At 71.4% G+C, this 18,166-nt stretch carries 20 protein-coding genes; 11 read left to right on the top strand and 9 right to left on the bottom strand.

Translation table 11 applies throughout. The features are described from left to right. Positions 1–5: 5 nt before the first annotated feature. Both ACPT94_RS06410 and ACPT94_RS06405 read right to left on the bottom strand, forming a co-directional pair. On the bottom strand, positions 6–725 hold the full coding sequence (locus ACPT94_RS06410; RefSeq protein WP_425245316.1) for a B3/B4 domain-containing protein: 720 nt from the start codon (positions 723–725) through the stop codon (positions 6–8). Positions 726–727: 2 nt separating this feature from the next. Beyond that, positions 728–1,336: a LysE family translocator gene (locus tag ACPT94_RS06405; RefSeq protein ID WP_360350219.1), complete on the bottom strand. Its 609-nt coding sequence runs from the start codon at positions 1,334–1,336 to the stop codon at positions 728–730. 176 nt (positions 1,337–1,512) lie between these two features. Here ACPT94_RS06405 and ACPT94_RS06400 point away from each other — a divergent pair, with 176 nt between their 5' ends. From ACPT94_RS06400 to ACPT94_RS06390, 3 genes are all read left to right on the top strand, one after another. Further along, on the top strand, positions 1,513–2,295 hold the full coding sequence (locus tag ACPT94_RS06400; protein ID WP_425245315.1) for a group II truncated hemoglobin: 783 nt from the start codon (positions 1,513–1,515) through the stop codon (positions 2,293–2,295). A gap of 508 nt (positions 2,296–2,803) precedes the next feature. Next, positions 2,804–3,961, top strand: coding sequence for a right-handed parallel beta-helix repeat-containing protein (locus ACPT94_RS06395; protein WP_425245314.1), 1,158 nt, complete (start codon positions 2,804–2,806; stop codon positions 3,959–3,961). A gap of 210 nt (positions 3,962–4,171) precedes the next feature. Next, positions 4,172–4,933 (top strand): Type 1 glutamine amidotransferase-like domain-containing protein, encoded by a 762-nt coding sequence (locus ACPT94_RS06390; RefSeq protein ID WP_360350228.1) that lies wholly within the window; start codon positions 4,172–4,174, stop codon positions 4,931–4,933. Positions 4,934–5,055: 122 nt separating this feature from the next. On the opposite strand, the gene ACPT94_RS06385 is transcribed toward ACPT94_RS06390, so the two are convergent. Further along, the gene (locus tag ACPT94_RS06385) at positions 5,056–6,108 is read right to left on the bottom strand and encodes an NAD(P)-dependent alcohol dehydrogenase (protein WP_425245313.1); all 1,053 of its coding nucleotides are present in this window, start codon (positions 6,106–6,108) and stop codon (positions 5,056–5,058) included. Between the two features lie 168 nt (positions 6,109–6,276). Between ACPT94_RS06385 and ACPT94_RS06380 the strand changes: the two genes are divergently transcribed. Then, entirely contained in the window at positions 6,277–7,191 is a 915-nt protein-coding gene (locus ACPT94_RS06380; RefSeq protein ID WP_360350234.1) for a helix-turn-helix domain-containing protein, read from the top strand. Positions 7,192–7,396: 205 nt separating this feature from the next. Then, positions 7,397–7,909, top strand: a complete 513-nt coding sequence (msrA, locus tag ACPT94_RS06375) for a peptide-methionine (S)-S-oxide reductase MsrA (RefSeq protein ID WP_360350237.1) — start codon at positions 7,397–7,399, stop codon at positions 7,907–7,909. A 265-nt stretch (positions 7,910–8,174) separates the two neighbouring features. On the opposite strand, the gene ACPT94_RS06370 is transcribed toward msrA, so the two are convergent. Further along, positions 8,175–9,293: a hypothetical protein gene (locus tag ACPT94_RS06370; protein WP_360350240.1), complete on the bottom strand. Its 1,119-nt coding sequence runs from the start codon at positions 9,291–9,293 to the stop codon at positions 8,175–8,177. A gap of 155 nt (positions 9,294–9,448) precedes the next feature. Here ACPT94_RS06370 and ACPT94_RS06365 point away from each other — a divergent pair, with 155 nt between their 5' ends. Then, complete coding sequence (locus ACPT94_RS06365; protein WP_425245312.1) at positions 9,449–10,603, top strand: cystathionine gamma-synthase; 1,155 nt, start codon at positions 9,449–9,451, stop codon at positions 10,601–10,603. 72 nt (positions 10,604–10,675) lie between these two features. On the opposite strand, the gene ACPT94_RS06360 is transcribed toward ACPT94_RS06365, so the two are convergent. From ACPT94_RS06360 to ACPT94_RS06350, 3 genes are all read right to left on the bottom strand, one after another. Continuing rightward, entirely contained in the window at positions 10,676–10,924 is a 249-nt protein-coding gene (locus ACPT94_RS06360; RefSeq protein WP_360350245.1) for a hypothetical protein, read from the bottom strand. A 61-nt stretch (positions 10,925–10,985) separates the two neighbouring features. After that, positions 10,986–11,483, bottom strand: coding sequence for a sigma factor-like helix-turn-helix DNA-binding protein (locus ACPT94_RS06355; RefSeq protein WP_425245311.1), 498 nt, complete (start codon positions 11,481–11,483; stop codon positions 10,986–10,988). A 144-nt stretch (positions 11,484–11,627) separates the two neighbouring features. After that, complete coding sequence (locus ACPT94_RS06350) at positions 11,628–12,143, bottom strand: MarR family winged helix-turn-helix transcriptional regulator (protein ID WP_360350281.1); 516 nt, start codon at positions 12,141–12,143, stop codon at positions 11,628–11,630. A gap of 163 nt (positions 12,144–12,306) precedes the next feature. Here ACPT94_RS06350 and ilvA point away from each other — a divergent pair, with 163 nt between their 5' ends. The 3 genes from ilvA (at position 12,307) to ACPT94_RS06335 (ending at position 15,541) form a co-directional block, all read left to right on the top strand. Continuing rightward, positions 12,307–13,536: a threonine ammonia-lyase gene (gene ilvA, locus ACPT94_RS06345; protein WP_425245310.1), complete on the top strand. Its 1,230-nt coding sequence runs from the start codon at positions 12,307–12,309 to the stop codon at positions 13,534–13,536. Between the two features lie 173 nt (positions 13,537–13,709). Then, positions 13,710–14,687 carry an ATP-binding cassette domain-containing protein gene (locus tag ACPT94_RS06340; protein WP_425245309.1) on the top strand — a complete coding sequence of 326 codons (978 nt, stop codon included), beginning with the start codon at positions 13,710–13,712 and terminating at the stop codon, positions 14,685–14,687. Then, on the top strand, positions 14,684–15,541 hold the full coding sequence (locus ACPT94_RS06335; RefSeq protein ID WP_360350256.1) for an ABC transporter permease: 858 nt from the start codon (positions 14,684–14,686) through the stop codon (positions 15,539–15,541). Before ACPT94_RS06340 ends, ACPT94_RS06335 begins: the two co-directional genes overlap by 4 nt. Positions 15,542–15,640: 99 nt before the next feature. Here ACPT94_RS06335 and greA read toward each other — a convergent pair whose 3' ends face one another. Both greA and ACPT94_RS06325 read right to left on the bottom strand, forming a co-directional pair. Beyond that, complete coding sequence (gene greA / locus ACPT94_RS06330) at positions 15,641–16,141, bottom strand: transcription elongation factor GreA (protein ID WP_360350259.1); 501 nt, start codon at positions 16,139–16,141, stop codon at positions 15,641–15,643. Between the two features lie 180 nt (positions 16,142–16,321). Further along, positions 16,322–16,720 (bottom strand): DUF4307 domain-containing protein, encoded by a 399-nt coding sequence (locus ACPT94_RS06325; protein WP_425245308.1) that lies wholly within the window; start codon positions 16,718–16,720, stop codon positions 16,322–16,324. A gap of 170 nt (positions 16,721–16,890) precedes the next feature. Here ACPT94_RS06325 and mca point away from each other — a divergent pair, with 170 nt between their 5' ends. Together mca and ACPT94_RS06315 are read left to right on the top strand one after the other, a co-directional pair. Next, on the top strand, positions 16,891–17,751 hold the full coding sequence (mca, locus tag ACPT94_RS06320; RefSeq protein ID WP_360350284.1) for a mycothiol conjugate amidase Mca: 861 nt from the start codon (positions 16,891–16,893) through the stop codon (positions 17,749–17,751). After that, entirely contained in the window at positions 17,744–18,010 is a 267-nt protein-coding gene (locus ACPT94_RS06315; protein WP_425245307.1) for a hypothetical protein, read from the top strand. The genes mca and ACPT94_RS06315 overlap by 8 nt, the downstream gene beginning before the upstream one ends. Positions 18,011–18,166 lie beyond the last annotated feature (156 nt).

Genomic DNA, 18,166 nt, shown 5'->3' with positions numbered 1-18,166 from the left:
ACGGGTCACCCGGGCCCCTGTCCGCCGTCCGGCCAGACGAACTCCGGCGCGGCGGAGGAGAGGACGGTGGTCGTGGGCTCGGCCGGCCAGTGCGCGGCCAGCTCCTCGGCGACGGTCTTCAACAGCTCCGGCACGGTCTGCCCACCGCCGTCGTGCAGGGCCTCCGCCACCACGAGGATCCGACGGGTGTCCGCGCCGACCGCGGAGTGGCCGCTCTGCCGGTTGGTCCAGCGGCGGGCATGGGAGCGTCCGGCCGAGTCGGCGAAGATCACCTCGCCGGGCGCGGGATGCTCGACGCCGCCGCCGAAGGCCGTGTACTCCTCGTCGCCGCGCGCGGGGCGCACCTCCAGCAGCGGACCGGCGATGCGGTCGGCGTCGAGGGCCGCCACCGGGACGGCGTACGCGGCGGAGATCGCGTTGCACAGGTCGACCACCGGATGGATGCGCGGCAGGCTCCCCTCCTTCCGCAGCCGCCGCAGCAGCGACTCCGAGGCACACCGGTACTGCGTCGGCCGGAGCCCCATCCGGGTGAACGCCCGCCGCCAGGCCAGCACTTCGGGGAACCCGCTCTCGCTGCCGGCCGCCAGCCGCTCCAGGGCGCGGGCGGTGTACTCGGCTACACGCGGGCCGACGTCGGCGGAGGCGTCGACGCCGGTGGCGTACAGGGCGCCGGCCGTGAGGCCGGGGTGGTCGGAGCGGACGGCGTCCGCGTGCCGGAACCGCATGCTCACGCCACCGCCAGCCGCGCGCTCAGTCCCACGAAGCAGGCGGCGAACACCCGGCGCACCCCGGTCATCACCCCGGGCCGGGCCAGCAGCCGGTCGCGTACGGCGGCGGCGCACCACCCGTAGGCGGCGAACACGACGAAGGTGAGCGCCATGAAGACGGCCCCGAGCCGCAGCATCGCGCCGACGGAGCCGGAGCCGGACTCCCCGGCGGGGACGAACTGCGGCAGGAAGGCGACGAAGAAGATCGTGAGCTTCGGGTTGAGCAGGTTGACCAGCACCGCGGAGCCGATCACCCGGGCCGCGGACCGCTCCCCGGCCCCCTCCACGGCCAGGGCCCCCTTCTCCCGCACCACGGCCCAGGCCATGTACAGCAGATAGCCGACGCCCAGGTACTTCACCGTCTCGTAGGCGACCGCGCTGGTGTGCAGCAGCGCGGCGAGGCCGGTGATCGTGGCCGCCAGGTGCGGCACGATCCCGAGGGTGCAGCCGAAGGCGGCGACCACGCTCGCCCGGCGGCCGTGGGCCAGCCCGGCGGCGAGGGTGTACACCACCCCGGTGCCGGGGGTGACCGCCACGACCAGGGCGGTCAACAGGAACGCGATGCTCAAGGAAACCTCCGGGAAGCTCGACGCACGTGCCGGCCCTCACCCTGCCGGGCCCATGGCCCACTCGACAGGGCCAAAGCGAGCGGCTTGGACAGGTCCAAAAAGCCTCCCGCTGAGCGCTGAGCGAACGCGACGCCGGAGGGGCAGCCTCCACCGTCCCGTTGTGCTTGCGTGATCCCATGACCGCCGAGACAGCCAGCACAGTCATCGAGTACATCCGGTACCGCATCCCCGAAGAGCGCTCCGCGGAGTTCCTCGCCGCCTACACCCGCGCCGCACCCCACCTGGCGGCCTCACCCCACTGCGTCGACTACGAACTCACCCGCTGCGAGGAGGACTTCGCACACTTCGTCCTGCGCATCACCTGGACGTCCACCGAGGACCACCTCCAGGGCTTCCGCACCTCCGACCTGTTCCCGGCCTTCCTCGCGGAGATCCGACCGTACGTCGGCGACATCGAGGAGATGCGCCACTACAAGCCCACGTCCGTGCGCGGCCGGGGCTCCGCCGTGCCCACCCTGTACGAGTGGGCGGGCGGCGCCGAGGCCTTCTCCCGCCTGACGGAGGTCTTCTACGCCAAGGTGCTCGACGACGACCTCCTGGCCCCGGTCTTCGCGGGCCTCGCCCCCGAGCACGCAGCGCATGTCGCCCTCTGGCTCGCGGAGGTCTTCGGCGGACCCGAGGCCTACTCCGCGACCCAGGGCGGCCACAGCCACATGGTCGCCAAGCACTTCGGCCGCGGCATCACCGAGCCCCAGCGCCGCCGCTGGGTCGAGCTCATCCAGGACGCGGCCCACGAGGCCGGCTTCCCCACGGACGCGGAGTTCCGCTCGGCCTTCCTCGCGTACGTCGAGTGGGGCACCCGTCTCGCCGTGTACTTCTCGGGCCCGGACGCGAAGCCGCCGGCGGAACAGCCGGTGCCGAAGTGGGGGTGGGGGATGGCGCCGCCGTACCAGGGCTGACGGGACGGTTGCTGCTCAGGCCTGGGGCCGGCTGATGCGGTCGGCCCGACGGTGGCTGGTGACGAGGGGGCGTACATCGGACCGTCGGCGCTGCTCTCCGCGCGAGGGCAGGGGACAAGCAGCCCGTCCGGCGACCGGGGACGAGGCCTGTTCAGGGCAGAAGCGGGGGTCTGGCGGCGGCAGCCCCCGGAACGAGGCCCGCGCCGGCACGGGGCACCTGTCGGGCGGAGTGCCTGAGACTCCGCGCCCGGCACTAGCCGCACCGTGGGCGGGCGCTGCTCCAGCCTCGTGACGCCGGACGGATCGCATCGTCCCCGGACGACACCGCGGGCGCCCGCGACGCCGAGGCGCCCGCGGCCACCGAACCTCCCGCCCAAGGTTTCTGACGCCACAGCACGAAGACCGGCGTTCACCCCCCTGGCTCGTCCCGGAGGGCGGAACCGCGCGCGCTGGAGATCCTGATCACAGCGGGGATCCAACCGGGCCCCCACGGAACAAGGAGTCTCCCGTGCGATTCGCACCCAAGGCGGGCAGCACGCTCGCGGCCGCCGGACTGGCCCTCGGCCTCGCCACGATCCCCGCCCCCGCCCACGCCGCACCGATCATGTGTGACGAGGCGGCCCTCGTGGCCGCCATCAACGCGGCCAACCTGGCCGGTGGCGGCACCATCGACCTCGCCCCGAACTGCGTCTACTCCCTCGATACGGCCCAGTCCCCCGTCGGCGACAGTGGACCGAACGGGCTACCGGTGATCACCGAGCCCATCATCATCAACGGCTCCAACTCCGTCATCGAACGCGCCGCCGCGGCCGGCGCCCCGAAGTTCCGCCTCTTCGAGGTCGGCGGCACGGACGGCGAGCTCACCCTCAACAAGGTCACCCTGCGGGGTGGCAACCCCGCCGACCTGGGCAGCGAGGACGGCGGTGCCGTCCTGGTCGACGCCGGCCGCGTCCTGGCCGTCAACAACAGCGTCCTTTCCGGCAACAGCGCTCAGGAGGGCGGCGCCATCGCTTCCCTCACCGGCAGCAGCACCACGATCTCCAGCAGCGTCGTCAGAGACAACGTCGCCTCCTTCGGCGGCGGCGGCGTCTACAACCTCGGCGGCAGCGTCACGGCCCGCTCCAGCGTCGTGTCGGACAACAAGGCCGACCACGGCAGCGGCATCCACAATCTCGGCACCCTGGTCCTGCAGTCCAGCGTCGTGCGGAACAACTCCGCCCCGCTCATGGGAGGCGTGGGGGGCGGCGTCTACAACACCGGCACCGCGACGATCAGCAGCAGCGTCGTGCAGAAGAACACCGCCGGCATCGGCGGCGGCCTCTTCAACCTCACCGGCTCCATGACCGTCAACCTCAGCGCCATCAGCGGGAACACCGCGGACAACGAGGGCGGCGGAATCCGCAACTACGCCACGCTCAACGTCACTTCCTCCACCCTCTCGAGCAACAAGGTCACCGCCGCGGGCTCCCAGGGCGGCGGCCTCTACAACGGCACGGGCACGGCGACCCTTACGCAGACCTTCGTGGCGGGCAACAGCGCCGTGCTCGAAGCCGGCGGCATCTACGAGAACCCCGGCAGCACGGTCACCCTGGTGGGCGGCGCCGTCACCGGCAACACCCCCAACAACTGCCGGCCCTCCGGAGCCGTCCCCGGCTGCGTCAACTGACCAGCCGCACCGCGCCCGGCCGCAGGGCGACGCCCACGACCGGGAAGGCCCGGCAGGGCGGCAGCGCCCACTGCCGCCCTGCCGGCCGCCGACCGGTCCGCGGTCGCAGCCCGTCGCGCCGAGAACGCCCCGGTGGAAAATGCTCCGGCGAAAGCGGCCCGTTCGTGAGTTACTGACTCGAACAGTCCGACCGACCGGGGGGAAGCGCGCGTGCCCAGCCACGACAACGACAACAGCAGCGGTGATGTGTTCCTGATCGGCGGTGGCCGGGACGAGGCCACCGCCGAAGCCGTCTTCGGGCCGTTCCTGCGGGCCGCTTCCGCGGCCGTGCCCCGCATCCTCTGCGTCCTCGTAGACGAGGGCGACGGCGCCAAGCAGTTCGCTGAGTACGACGCGGTGCTGCGGCAGGCCGGTGACTGTACGCCGGTGCCGTTGCTGCTGCCCATCGGGCAGCCGTTCGAGGTGGAGGCGCTGGCCGAGGACGTGGACGGGCTCTTCGTGTGCGGCGGGCTGACGCCGGCCTATCAGGAGGCGTTCGCCGGATGCCGGGAGCAACTGGCCGGGCTGCTCGCCGAGCGCGGTCTTCCGTACGCCGGTTACTCCGCCGGGGCCGCCGTCGCGGCCCGGGACTCCGTGGTCGGGGGGTGGCTGTCGGACGGGGTCGTGGTGTGTCCGCCGGACACCGCCGAGGACCTGGAGGAGATCGAGGTACGGCCGGGGCTCGGGCTGGTGCCGTTCGGGGTGGATGTGCACGCGGCGCAGTGGGGGACGCTGCCGCGGCTGGTCGCCCTGGTGGCGGACGGGCGGTCGGCGCACGGGGTCGCCGTCGACGAGCACACGGTCGTACGGGTCACGGCTGAGGGACGTGCCCATGTCGCCGGGCGGGGACGCGCCCACTCCGTACGTCCCGCGCCCGGTGGCGGGGCCCTCGTGCGGTCCTACGGGCCCGGCGAGTCCTTCTCCGCCGTCTGAGGCCGCCCCGCACGCCCAAGGGCCCCGGCGCGCTGCCGGGGCCCTTGAGCAGGCCGGTCACACGGTCGAAAAGGGGTCGTTCTCACCGGCCTTCGGCGAGCTCACCGGCCTTCGGCGGGCCGTCAGATCGTCGCCGTGTCGATCACGAACCGGTACCGCACATCGCTGCTCAGCACCCGCTCGTACGCATCGTTGATCTCGGACGCGCTGATCAGCTCGATCTCCGCGCCGAAGCCGTGCCCGGCGCAGAAGTCCAGCATCTCCTGCGTCTGCGCGATGCTGCCGATCATGGAACCGGCGAGGGTCTTGCCGCCGCCGATCACCGAGAAGAGGTTGAGGGAGATCGGCTCCTCGGGGGCGCCGACGTTCACCAGCGCGCCCTCCGTCTTCAGCAGCGACAGGTAGGCGTTGAAGTCCAGCGGGGCGGACACCGTGGACACGATCAGGTCGAACGTGCCGGCCAGCTCCTCGAAGGTCTTCGGGTCGCTGGTGGCGTAGTAGTGGTCGGCGCCCAGCTTCAGGCCGTCGTCCTTCTTGCGCAGGGACTGCGACAGCACGGTCACCTCGGCGCCGAGCGCGTGCGCGATCTTCACGCCCATGTGGCCGAGGCCGCCCAGACCGAGGATCGCGACCTTCTTGCCGGGGCCGGCGTTCCAGCGCTTCAGCGGGGAGTAGAGGGTGATGCCGGCGCACAGCAGCGGCGCGGCGACGTCCAGCGACAGCCCGTCGGGGATGCGGAGGACGTAGTTCTCGTCGACGACGATCTTCTCCGAGTAGCCGCCGTAGGTCGGCCGGCCGTTCTTGTCGAGGCCGTTGTAGGTGGACACGCCGCCGCCGGTGCAGTACTGCTCCTGGCCGGCCTTGCAGTTGTCGCACTCCCGGCAGGAGTCGACGAAGCAGCCGACGCCCACGTGGTCGCCGACGGCGAACTTGGTCACACCGGGGCCGACCTCCGAGACGACGCCGGCTATCTCGTGGCCGGGCACCATCGGGAAGATCGCCTCGCCCCAGCCCTCCCGGGCCTGGTGGATGTCGGAGTGGCAGATACCGGCGAACTTGATGTCGATCAGCACGTCGAACTCGCCGACCGCGCGGCGCTCGATCGTGGTGCGCTCCAGCGGCGCCTTGGCAGCGGGAGCGGCGTACGCGGCAACGGTGGTCGTGCCAGTGGTCATGCAGGGATCTCCTAGCAGGTCGTACGCCCGGTCTGCCTTCGGACCGGGCACGGCGACCAGCCTGCCGCACCGACCGCTCGCCACCCAGGCCTCAGCTGTGCCTACGACCGCCGTGCCTACCACTGGCGGGGTCAGGATCGCGTGCGTACGACCGTGAATACTGGACGCATGGACGAACAGCCCGAACCCGTGCCGGAGCCCGGCGGGGGCCTGGACCGGCGTGCCGAGCTCAGCGAGTTCCTGCGCACCCGGCGGGCCCGGCTCAAGCCGGAGGACGTGGGGCTGCCGGACTTCGGGCGGCACCGCCGGGTGCCGGGGCTGCGACGCGAGGAGCTGGCGCAGCTGGCCGGGGTGTCGGTGGCGTACTACACGCGCCTGGAGCAGGGCAACGGGCGGAACGTCTCGGCGGAGGTGCTGGACTCCATCGCCCGCGCCCTGCGGCTGACCGACGCCGAGCACGCCCACCTCAGCCATCTCGCGAAGCCCAAGCACAAGAAGAAGCCGGCGGTGCGGACCCAGCAGACGCGGGTCGCGCTGCGGCAGCTGCTGGACCAGCTGGACGGGGTGCCCGCGTACATCGTGGGGCGGCGCGCGGAGATCCTCGCGTGGAACCGGATGGCCGCGGCCCTCTTCGGGGACTGGGGCGAACTGCCCGTCGCCGAGCGCAACTGGGCCCGGCTGGTGTTCCTGCGGCCCGACTACCGCGAGCTGTTCGTGGACTGGGAGCAGAAGGCGATCGACATCGTGTGCGCGCTGCGGATGGACGCCGGGTGCTATCCGGACGATCCCCGGCTGTCCGCGCTGGTCGGTGAGCTGTCCGTGAAGAGCGAGGACTTCCGGCGGCTGTGGGCCACCCACGACGTCAAGGAGAAGAGCCACGGCGTGAAGCGGATGAATCATCCGCTGGTGGGGGAGCTGTCGCTGAACTTCGAGGGGTTCCGGCTGCTGGGCGAGGGTGAGCAGTCGATGGTGACGTACCACGCGGATCCGGGGTCGCCTTCGGCGGAGGCGCTGCGCCTGCTCGCGCACTGGGGCGCCGACGCCACCCGGGCGGGCGCGGAGTCCCAGGCGCCGTCAGCCTGAGGCGCCCTGCGCCGCGCGGGGGTCGTTCGACGCGGGCGGGGGACGGCGGACTCGACGGGGTCCGCGACGCCGTCCCCGGGCAGCAGCGGGCGGGCACGGAATGGCTTGGAACCCTCGCGCGTTGAGGAGAGCGGGCAGGGGATGCCGGTGGTGTGCGAGCCGGGCAGTCCGAGCGACCGAGCTGACAGAAATTGGAGGGGCCGTAATGGCTGCGCAGACGCAGAGGGCCGTGCTGGCGGGCGGATGCTTCTGGGGGATGGAGGAGCTGATCCGCCACCTTCCGGGCGTGACGGCGACCCGGGTCGGATACACCGGGGGTGACGTGCCGAACGCGACGTACCGCAACCACGGCACGCACGCGGAGGCCATCGAGATCCTTTTCGACCCCGAGAAGACCGACTACCGCGCGATCCTGGAGTTCTTCTTCCAGATCCACGACCCGAGCACCAAGAATCGCCAGGGCAACGACATCGGCCTCAGCTACCGTTCGGCGATCTACTACGTGGACGACGAGCAGAAGCGGATCGCCGAGGACACGATCGCCGATGTGGACGCCTCCGGACTCTGGCCGGGCAAGGTCGTCACCGAGGTGGAGCCGGTCGGCCCCTTCTGGGAGGCCGAGCCCGAGCACCAGGACTACCTCCAGCGTTACCCGGACGGCTACACCTGCCACTTCCCGCGCCCGGGATGGCGGCTGCCCGCCCGCACGGAGCGCTGACCGCGAGGCGGCTGGGCGGCGGGCGGGGACGGACCGGCCCAGGCACCGCAGCCGGGCTGCGGTCGCGCATGCGGGACGGTTGTCGCCCGCTGCGGACCAGGGGCGCCGGTGGCGGGACACAGCCCGGTAAGGGGGGACGCCCCGGCGACCCCGCTCAGCCGCCGGTCGTGACGACGCCGGTGGGCCCGCAGTACCCGCCCGCGGGCTCCGATCGGGGGTCCGCGGACGTCAACGTGCGGGGCGTCCCGCGGGCTCCGGCCCGGACTCAGTGCGGCAGCGTCGCCGGGCTCCCGCCGTTCGCCTCGTAGCCCGCCACCGCCAGCGCCCGGTACACGGCGAACTCCGCGGCCGGGTCCGGGGACAGCGTCCACGGCAGCGCGCCCACGTGGCCGTCGACGTGTATCAGCTGGCTCATGGCCTCCGACCAGCGCTCGGCGCGCACCAGGAAGAAGACGAGGAGATGGCGCACGTGCGCCAGCATCGGATCGTCGGAGCGGGCTGCGTGCACGGCGAACAGCGCGCCGTGGATCGCCTTCTTCACGACCTCGCTCTGGTAGAAGCCGCTGACCAGGTTCACCTCGGGCAGGTGCTCGAACACCGCGAAGAGGGGCATCGCCGCCAGGAGGGAACCCTGGGGGGCTCTGGCCGCCGCGGCCTCCGCGAACTCCATCGCCGTCTCCCGCGAGCCGTGCCACTTCTCGCACCAGTAGTGCAGGGCCGCCAGATGCGCGCCCATGTGCGCCGGGGCACGGTCCAGGATCCTCAGCCAGAGCTGCTCGAACTCCGCCTGCGAGTAGTCCAGGCCGCGGGCCACCGACAGTTCGACGATGTACGGGATCGGGTCACCGGGGGCGAGCAGCGCCGCCTGGCCGCAGGCGTCCCTCGCCTCCTCCATGATGATCCGGAAGTCGTCCGCGCCCGGCGTGGACGTCCGCCACGCCTGCTGCACCAGGAACTCGGCGTGCACCGCCGCGCCGCCCGCGTCCTTGGGCGCCTCGGCCCGCCACACCCGCAGCCACTGCCCGCCGGGCGTCTCACCGACCCCGCCCGGCCGCTGCTGCAGCTCCAGCGCCGCGGCGCCGGCGAAGGCCTGCACGCGCTGCCAGCGCACCTCGCCCTCCGTCTCCGTACCGGCCAGGAGCTGCTGGGCCGCCCGGTAGTCCTGCGTGCGCTGCACCACGCCCAGGACGTCCAGCAGGTCCTGGTCGGGGCCGGGCATGCGGATGTCCAGCTCCTCCTCGCGGACGAAGCCGTAGTTCGCCGGGTCCGCGGCGTCCGGGTGGCCCGCCGGGACCTGCTCGATCATGCCGCGCCTGCGCCGCAGGAACGGCAGCAGCACGAAGCTGAGCATGACCAGCGCCATCAGGACCCACAGAATCTCCATGTCTCAAGGGTTCCAGACGCCGCCGACAATTGGCCAACCCCCTCCACCCACCTGTGGAAAAACGTCCCGTCGGGGCTCGGACGCGGCGGGTCCGGCGAGCGCCCGGCAGCCCGCCGTCCCCCACCTCCCCCTCCGGCGCACTACGCTCGATGCCCATGAGCGACAGGCACATCAGTCAGCACTTCGAGACCCTGGCGATCCACGCGGGCAACACCGCCGATCCCCTCACCGGCGCGGTCGTCCCGCCGATCTACCAGGTCTCGACCTACAAGCAGGACGGCGTCGGCGGACTGCGGGGCGGTTACGAGTACAGCCGTAGCGCCAACCCGACGAGGACCGCCCTGGAGGAGAACCTGGCCGCCCTGGAGGGCGGCGTCCGGGGTCTCGCGTTCGCTTCCGGACTGGCGGCCGAGGACTGCCTGTTGCGTACGCTGCTCAGCCCCGGGGACCACGTCGTCATCCCGAACGACGCGTACGGCGGCACGTTCCGGCTGTTCGCGAAGGTCGTCTCCCGGTGGGGCGTGGAGTGGTCGGTCGCCGACACCAGCGACCCGGCCGCCGTACGGGCCGCGATCACCCCGAAGACGAAGGCGGTGTGGGTGGAGACCCCCTCCAACCCGCTCCTCGGCATCACCGACGTCTCGGCCGTCGCCCAGGTCGCCCGGGACGCGGGCGCCCGGCTCGTCGTCGACAACACCTTCGCCACGCCGTATCTGCAGCAGCCGCTGGCGCTCGGCGCCGACGTCGTCGTGCACTCGCTGACCAAGTACATGGGCGGTCACTCGGACGTGGTCGGCGGCGCGCTGATCGTGAGCGACCGGGACCTCGGCGAGGAGCTGGCGTACCACCAGAACGCGATGGGCGCGGTCGCCGGGCCGTTCGACTCCTGGCTGGTGCTGCGCGGCACGAAGACGCTGTCGGTGCGGATGGACCGGCACAGCGAGAACGCGACGAAGGTCGCCGACATGCTGACCCGGCACGCGCGCGTGACGCGCGTCCTGTACCCGGGCCTGCCGGACCACCCCGGTCACGAGGTCGCCGCCAAGCAGATGCGGGCGTTCGGCGGCATGGTGTCGTTCCAGGTGGCGGGCGGCGAGGAGGCGGCCGTCGAGGTCTGCAACCGCGCCAAGGTGTTCACCCTCGGCGAGTCCCTGGGGGGCGTCGAGTCCCTGATCGAGCACCCGGGGCGGATGACGCACGCGTCCGCGGCCGGCTCGGCCCTGGAGGTCCCGGCCGACCTGGTGCGTCTCTCCGTCGGCATCGAGAACGTCGACGACCTTCTCGAGGACCTGCAGCAGGCCCTCGGCTAGTACCGGGCCGCTACCGGCAGGGCTCAGGGAGCCCATGGGGTGGTGGTCGAGGGGCTCAGGCGGCTCCGGGGCTCACCAGTCGGTCAGGGGTGGGGTCGTCTCCGACGGCGGCTCCACCCACGGCTGGGCCGTCATCGCCCAGACGGTGAACCCGACCACGGCCGCGAACAGCAGCAGCCACAGCAGACGCCGGGCGAGCGTCCGCCGGCGCAGCATGCGGCTGCCACGGCGTACGACGTCCGCGTGCAGCTCCGGCGGCACCCGCGGCACCGCCCGCTCCATGATCTGCCGTACGGCGGCCTCCCGCTCGGGCCGGTTCATCCGGACCTCCCGTCGACGGACGGCCTCACGCCGTCGCCGTCACCCTGTCCGCCCGGTCGCCTCATGACGTCGCCGCCTCGGCGCCCACCACGGCCGCCGGCCGTTTCCGTGGCGGATGCAGCACTGTCGCCGTGGCGCGGTCGCAGATCGTGCGGACGCGTTCGGACGGCACACCGAGAAGGGCCGCCACCTGTTCCTCGGCGACGCCCTCGTAGAGCCTGAGCACCAGGATGAGACGCTCCTGCGGGGTGAGGGGGGCCAGGGCTCCGGTGGGGCGGGTGCGGGTCAGGGTGCCGTACTGGTGCCAGGCGCCGTGGGCGAAGCGGGTGGCGAGGTGCTGTCGGGCGTGGTCGTAGGGGTCCTCGCCGCGGAGACGGTCCCAGCACGCGTACGTGTGCGCGAGGACCAGGGTGAGGAGGCGCCGCGCGCGGGGGTTGTCGTCCGGTGCCTCCGCGGTGAGCAGGGTGGCGGCGTGCAGCAGCCGGCCGCTCGCGCCGGCGACGAACGCCTCGAACTCCCGGGCCCGACGGGCCTCCTGGGCCGCATGCCGTACTCGCATCGCGTGCCTCCCGCCTGCCGGCGACCCCCTGGAAACGGATCCCTGCCGCATGCGGCGAACGGGGACCCGGTCTCATATGAGGCCAGGGGCGGGCCGTCGGTCAAGAGCCGCGCACGCGCGGGATCGCTTCCCGCGCGCGGGACGTCAGGAAGCGGGGGCGGGCTCCGCACCCGGGACGCCGGGGACGCCCTGGACGGCCATGCGGGCGGACAGCGCGCTGTTGAAGCGGGTGAGGAGCGTGCAGAACGCCTCACGCTCCTCCGGCGCCCAGTCGTGGGTCAGTTCGGCCATCAACTGCCGCCGGGAGGAGCGCACTTCCTCCAGGCGGGACATCCCGCGCGGGGACAGCTGGAGCACCACGGCCCGCCCGTCCTCGGGGTGCGAGGTGCGCTTGACCAGGCCGGTGTCGACGAGCGGAGCCACCTGCCGGGTGACAGTGGACGAGTCGATGCCCATGCTCGCGGCGAGCGCCTTGACGCCCATCGGGCCTTCCTTGTCGAGGCGGTTGAGCAGCAGGTACGCGGCGCGGTCCATGGAGTTGCGCACCTGCCCGACGCCGCCGAGCCGGGTCTGTTCGGCACGGCGCGCGAAGACGGCGACCTCGTGCTGCAGCGTGTCGAGAAGACCGGTGTCACCGACGGTCGTCATGTCCATCGACATTTCAGGTGTTGTGGGCATGGCCGGGGGCTCACTTCATGAAGGGGGTGCTGGGTTGGGGGACAGGGTACGCGGCCGGAAGGCGGGCCGTACCGGCGCTGCGGAAACCAGTCTCGGTGGTTGGTCGCTGCGGTCGTTTCCGCCTGTGAACTGCGATGCTTGAGTCATGAGCTACGGCACGGCTGACTCCTTGCGGCCCGTCACCCTCGACGATGTGCGCGGCGCCCAGAAGATGCTCTCGGGTGTGGCGCGGATGACCGCGATGGAGGGCAGCAGGCACCTGTCCCAGCTCGTCGGGGCGCCGGTGCACTTCAAGTGCGAGAACCTCCAGCGGACGGGTTCGTTCAAGCTGCGCGGCGCGTATGTGCGGATCTCCGGGCTGCTGCCGGAGGAGCGCGCCGCCGGGGTCGTCGCCGCGAGCGCCGGCAACCACGCGCAGGGCGTGGCGCTGGCGTCGTCGCTGCTGGGCGTGCGCTCCACGGTGTTCATGCCGAAGGGCGCCCCGCTGCCGAAGATCAGCGCGACCCGGGAGTACGGCGCGGAGGTTCGCTTGCACGGGCAGGTCGTCGACGAGACGCTGGCGGCGGCGCAGGAGTACGCGGCGCAGACCGGTGCGGTGTTCATCCACCCGTTCGACCATCCGGATGTCATCGCGGGGCAGGGCACGGTCGGGCTGGAGATCCTTGAGCAGTGCCCGGAGGTGCGCACGATCGTCGTCGGGATCGGCGGCGGGGGTCTGGCGGCGGGTATCGCGGTCGCGGTGAAGGCGCTGCGGCCGGACGTGCGGATCGTCGGCGTGCAGGCGGAGGGGGCGGCGGCGTATCCCCCCTCGCTGGCGGCGGGGCGGCCGATGGCGATCGACCATCCGGCGACGATGGCCGACGGCATCAGGGTCGGCCGGCCCGGCGACGTGCCGTTCGCGATCGTCGGCGACCTGGTGGACGAGGTGCGCACGGTGACGGAGGACGCGCTGTCCACGGCGCTGCTGCTGTGCCTGGAGCGGGCCAAGCTGGTCGTGGAGCCGGCCGGGGCGAGCCCGGTCGCGGCCCTGCTGAGCGCGCCCGGCGCCTTCGAGGGTCCGGTCGTGGCGGTGCTCTCCGGCGGCAACGTCGACCCGGTGCTGATGCAGCGCGTCCTGCGGCACGGCATGGCCGCGCAGGGCCGCTACCTGGCCGTTCGGCTGCGTCTGACGGACCGGCCGGGCGCCCTCGCCACACTTCTCGGGGTGTTGTCAGTGGTCGACGCTAATGTCCTCGACGTGAGCCATGTCCGGACCGACCCACGGCTCGGGCTCACGGAGGCGGAGGTCGAGCTGCACCTGGAGACGAAGGGTCCGGCGCACTGCCTCGAGGTCGGCCAGGCCCTGCGCGAGGCCGGCTACACCGTCATCGGCTGAGGTCAGGGCCCCCTTCGTCACTCGTTCGAGTAAGTCCATTGAGAGACGCGATACATCGCGATACGGTGTGTCGCGCGACGCATTCGACCTCCGACGAAACCCGTCGCAGGAAATCCCCCCACGCACAGCACAGGCGAATTCAATGACGCATCCCCAACGACGTGGAGACTCATATGCCAGGCGCCATCTACGCCGAAGGCCTGGTGAAGACCTTCGGTGACGTAAGGGCTCTGGACGGCGTCGACCTCGACGTCCCCGAGGGCACGGTCCTCGGCCTGCTCGGGCCGAACGGCGCGGGCAAGACCACCGCGGTCCGCTGCCTGACCACCCTTCTGCGCCCCGACCGCGGCCGTGCCGTGGTCGCCGGTATGGACGTGCTCAAGCATCCCAACGAGGTCCGGCGCTCGATCGGCCTGTCCGGTCAGTTCGCCGCCGTCGACGAGTACCTGACCGGCCGCGAGAACCTTCAGATGGTCGGGCAGCTCTACCAGATGAGGGCCGCCGCGGCGAAGGCCCGGGCCGCCGAGCTGCTGGAGCAGTTCGACCTCACGGACGCCGCCGACCGCACGACGAAGACCTACTCCGGCGGCATGCGCCGCCGCCTCGACCTGGCGGCCGCGCTGGTGGTGTCGCCGCCCGTGATGTTCATGGACGAGCCGACGACCGGCCTCGACCCGCGCAACCGCCAACTGCTGTGGGACGTGATCAAGCGCCTCGTCTCCGGCGGTACGACCCTGCTGCTGACCACGCAGTACCTGGAGGAGGCCGACCACCTCGCGCACGACATCGCGGTGGTCGACCAGGGCCGGGTCATCGCGCGCGGCACCTCCGACCAGCTCAAGGCCCGCACCGGCGGTGAGCGCGTGGAGGTCGTGGTGCACGAACGCGACCACATCCCGGAGGCCGCGGAGGTGCTGGCCGGCTTCGGCAAGGGCGAGACCACCGTCGAGCAGCACACCCGCAAGCTCACCGTGCCCGTGACCGGCGGTGCGAAGCTCCTCGCCGAGGTCATCCGCGAGCTGGACACCCGCGGCATCGAGATCGACGACATCGGCCTGCGCCGTCCCACCTTGGACGACGTCTTCCTGTCCCTGACGGGACACGTGGCCGAGGCGAAGAACGACGAGAACGGCAAGGAGGCCGTGGCATGAGCGCCGTCACCGACACCGTCCGCAGCGCGGCGCCCGCCCGCCCCTTCGGGCAGGCCGTCCGGGACTCCCTGGTCGTTGCAAAACGCAACCTGATCAGGATGTCCAGGATTCCCGAAATGGTCATATTCGGGTTGATTCAGCCCATCATGTTCGTGGTGCTGTTCACCTACGTCTTCGGTGGATCGATGCAGATCGGCGGCAGTACCAGCGCCACCGACTACAAGAACTTCCTCATGGCGGGGATCTTCGCCCAGACGGTCACCTTCGCCACCGCCGGAGCCGGCGCGGGCATCGCCGACGACATGCACAAGGGCCTCATCGACCGCTTCCGCTCCCTGCCCATGGCCCGTGGCGCGGTCCTCACCGGACGCACCCTCGCCGACCTGGTCCAGACGGCCCTCACCCTGCTCGTCCTCGCCGTCGTCGCCCTGCTGGTCGGCTGGCGCGTCGGCTCCGACGGCGACACGAACGCCGGCCGCGTCCTGGCCGCCTTCGGCCTGCTGCTCCTGCTCGGCTACGCCTTCACCTGGATCGGCGCCCTCATCGGTCTGTCCGTGCGCACCCCGGAGGCGGCCACCTCCGGCGGACTGATCTGGCTCTTTCCGGTCACCTTCATCTCGAACGCGTTCGTGGACACCAGCAACATGACCCCCTGGCTGCGCCACATCGCCGAGTGGAACCCCTTCAGCGCCACGGTCCAGGCCTGCCGTGTCCTCTTCGCCAACCCCGGCCAGTCACCCTCCGACGCCTGGCCCATGCAGCACCCGGTCTGGGCCTCACTGATCTACTCGGTGCTGATCATCCTGATATTCCGCACGCTGGCGGTGCGCAAGTACCGCTCGGCCACCGCGTGAGCACCACCGGACCCGCGCGGCGCGACCGCGGCACCCGCGCATGACGAGGCCCCTGGTGCCACGGGGGGCGCCAGGGGCCTCCAAGCGGAAGTGAGCCGGTCAGCCGTTGTAGGGCTCGGCCTTGAGGATGCGCACGGAGGCCTTCTTGCCGTTCGGCAGCTCGTACTCCGCGTCCTCGCCGACCTTGTGGCCGATCACGCCGGTGCCGAGCGGGGACTGCGGCGAGTACGTCTCGATGTCGGAGCTCGCGTACTCGCGCGAAGCCAGCAGGAAGGTCAGGGTGTCGTCCTCGTCACCGTCGAAGGCGATCGTCACGACCATGCCGGGTGCCACCGCGCCGTCCGCGGACGCCGGGGCCTCGCCCACCTTCGCGTTCTCCAGGAGCTGGGTCAGCTGGCGCACACGGAGCTCCTGCTTGCCCTGCTCCTCCTTGGCCGCGTGGTACCCGCCGTTCTCACGCAGGTCGCCCTCCTCGCGCGCGGCCGCGATCTTGGCGGCGATCTCCGTGCGCGCAGGACCAGTAAGGTACTCAAGCTCATCCTTGAGCTTGTTGTACGCCTCCTGGGTCAGCCAGGTGACGTTCTCGCTGGTCTGGGTCACAGGGTGCTCCTCGTCGGTGCTGGGAATACAAAGCATCGCCCTACCCGGAAGCATGTTCCTCCAGGGATGGGCGAAACCACGAGCCTAACAATTGAGTGGCCGAAGGGGGAGGACATAAGCCACCAGAATTACGTCAACGCAGGTCAGGCCCTACGCATTCCGGAGGACACGGTCCCGGCGTCAGTCCGGATGACAACCGAGCAGTTCGGCCGTCGTGCCCTTCGCCGTCGTACGGAGCGTGACCACCTTGTCGATGCGTGTGTCCGAGCCGGAGAAGCGGAAGTCCGCGCGGCCCACCTCGGCGCCGTCCGCGGACTGCGAGCGGACCGTGCAGTAGCCGCCGGCGCCCGCGTCCTTGCGGACCTCCAGGTGCACACGGACCGCGTCGTCCCTGATCTCGAAGGAGATCACCTCGCCGCTGATCTTGTTCTGGCCGACGTAGTGGTAGGCGAAGTACCCCACCAGTGCGAGCAGGGCCGCGCCCAGGGCGGCGCCGACGAGCTTGAGCGTGCGGTCGGCGCGCTCGTCCGAGGAGCGGCCGTAACGGCCCTCGGGCGGCCGCGTGCTCGCCGTACTCATGATCGTCCTCTCGACAGGGCACGGGACGAATGTCCCGAAAGGGCTCCCGGAGCCCGGCTCCGGAATTATTGACCCCCTGATTCGGTCACTATAGAAGCCGCCGATCGCACCCCTGCCTACGGGGGCGCCGACTTACCGAGGATTGAGTCTTGACTGACCAGCTACGACTGATGGCTGTCCACGCGCACCCCGACGACGAGTCGAGCAAGGGCGCGGCCACCATGGCGAAGTACGTGTCCGAGGGGGTGGACGTGCTGGTCGTGACCTGCACAGGCGGGGAACGCGGCTCCATCCTCAACCCCAAGCTGCAGGGCGACAAGTACATCGAGGAGCACATCCACGAGGTACGCAAGAGGGAGATGGACGAGGCCCGGGAGATCCTCGGCGTGAAGCAGGAGTGGCTCGGCTTCGTCGACTCCGGCCTCCCCGAGGGCGACCCGCTGCCGCCGCTGCCCGAGGGCTGCTTCGCCCTGGAGGACGTCGACACCGCCGCCGGGGAACTGGTGAAGCAGATCCGCTCCTTCCGCCCGCAGGTGATCACCACCTACGACGAGAACGGCGGCTACCCGCACCCCGACCACATCATGACCCACAAGATCTCGATGGTGGCCTTCGAGGGCGCGGACGACACCGTGAAGTACCCGGAGGACGAGTTCGGCCCGGCGTACCGGCCGCTGAAGCTGTACTACAACCAGGGCTTCAACCGTCCGCGCACCGAGGCGCTCCACCAGGCGATGCTCGACCGCGGCCTGGAATCCCCCTACGGGGAATGGCTCAAGCGCTGGGACGAGTCCGGGATCAAGGAGCGCACGCTCACCACGCACATCCCGTGCGCCGACTTCTACGAGATCCGCGACAAGGCGCTGATCGCGCACGCCACGCAGATCGACCCCGACGGAGGCTGGTTCCGGGTGCCGCTGGAGGTCCAGAAGGAGGTCTGGCCGACGGAGGAGTACGAGCTCGCGAAGTCGCGGGTCGATGTCTCCCTCCCCGAGGACGACCTCTTTGCGGGCATCCGCGACAATGCCTGACATGAGCGCAAGCGTGCACCTGGCAGTGACCCAGTTCGCCACCCTCGCGAAGGAGGTGGACGAGGACAAGGTCACCCCCGGCGTCCTCGGCTTCATCGTCTTCGCGGCGATGGCGATCGCGGTGTGGGGCCTGATGAAGTCCATGAACAAGCACATGGGCAAGGTCGACTTCAAGGAGACCCCGGAGGACCCGGCCACCTCCGGCGAGGGCGCCTCCGGCAAGGGCGCCACGGGAAAGACGTCACCGGCGAAGGGCTGAGCCCGGCCACCCGCCGAGCGGCTCCGGGCACCGGCTCCGGCCGCGCCCCCGCCGACGGCAAGGCGTGAGCCCGTCCGGGAAAGGCCCGGCATGCGGCGCCGTGGCCGGCCCGACGGAGCGGGGCCCGGCACCCCCGCCCGGGGTCCCGAGCCGGCC

This window comes from Streptomyces aurantiaciflavus (genome assembly GCF_049808595.1).
Lineage (GTDB): Bacteria > Actinomycetota > Actinomycetes > Streptomycetales > Streptomycetaceae > Streptomyces.
This window is presented reverse-complemented; position numbering and strand designations above follow the sequence as displayed.

What these genes read in the sequence shown, in the direction of transcription:
- msrA (WP_360350237.1), top strand. Translation starts at nt 7,397, where the DNA reads ATGGCTGCGCAGACGCAGAGGGCCGTGCTGGCGGGCGGATGCTTCTGG.
- ACPT94_RS06335 (WP_360350256.1), top strand. Translation starts at nt 14,684, where the DNA reads ATGAGCGCCGTCACCGACACCGTCCGCAGCGCGGCGCCCGCCCGCCCC.
- ACPT94_RS06355 (WP_425245311.1), bottom strand. Translation starts at nt 11,483, where the DNA reads ATGCGAGTACGGCATGCGGCCCAGGAGGCCCGTCGGGCCCGGGAGTTC.
- ACPT94_RS06315 (WP_425245307.1), top strand. Translation starts at nt 17,744, where the DNA reads ATGCCTGACATGAGCGCAAGCGTGCACCTGGCAGTGACCCAGTTCGCC.
- ACPT94_RS06360 (WP_360350245.1), bottom strand. Translation starts at nt 10,924, where the DNA reads ATGAACCGGCCCGAGCGGGAGGCCGCCGTACGGCAGATCATGGAGCGG.
- ACPT94_RS06370 (WP_360350240.1), bottom strand. Translation starts at nt 9,293, where the DNA reads ATGGAGATTCTGTGGGTCCTGATGGCGCTGGTCATGCTCAGCTTCGTG.
- ACPT94_RS06350 (WP_360350281.1), bottom strand. Translation starts at nt 12,143, where the DNA reads ATGTCGATGGACATGACGACCGTCGGTGACACCGGTCTTCTCGACACG.
- ACPT94_RS06340 (WP_425245309.1), top strand. Translation starts at nt 13,710, where the DNA reads ATGCCAGGCGCCATCTACGCCGAAGGCCTGGTGAAGACCTTCGGTGAC.
- ACPT94_RS06380 (WP_360350234.1), top strand. Translation starts at nt 6,277, where the DNA reads ATGGACGAACAGCCCGAACCCGTGCCGGAGCCCGGCGGGGGCCTGGAC.
- ACPT94_RS06385 (WP_425245313.1), bottom strand. Translation starts at nt 6,108, where the DNA reads ATGACCACTGGCACGACCACCGTTGCCGCGTACGCCGCTCCCGCTGCC.
- ACPT94_RS06325 (WP_425245308.1), bottom strand. Translation starts at nt 16,720, where the DNA reads ATGAGTACGGCGAGCACGCGGCCGCCCGAGGGCCGTTACGGCCGCTCC.
- mca (WP_360350284.1), top strand. Translation starts at nt 16,891, where the DNA reads ATGGCTGTCCACGCGCACCCCGACGACGAGTCGAGCAAGGGCGCGGCC.
- ilvA (WP_425245310.1), top strand. Translation starts at nt 12,307, where the DNA reads ATGAGCTACGGCACGGCTGACTCCTTGCGGCCCGTCACCCTCGACGAT.
- ACPT94_RS06365 (WP_425245312.1), top strand. Translation starts at nt 9,449, where the DNA reads ATGAGCGACAGGCACATCAGTCAGCACTTCGAGACCCTGGCGATCCAC.
- ACPT94_RS06410 (WP_425245316.1), bottom strand. Translation starts at nt 725, where the DNA reads ATGCGGTTCCGGCACGCGGACGCCGTCCGCTCCGACCACCCCGGCCTC.
- ACPT94_RS06400 (WP_425245315.1), top strand. Translation starts at nt 1,513, where the DNA reads ATGACCGCCGAGACAGCCAGCACAGTCATCGAGTACATCCGGTACCGC.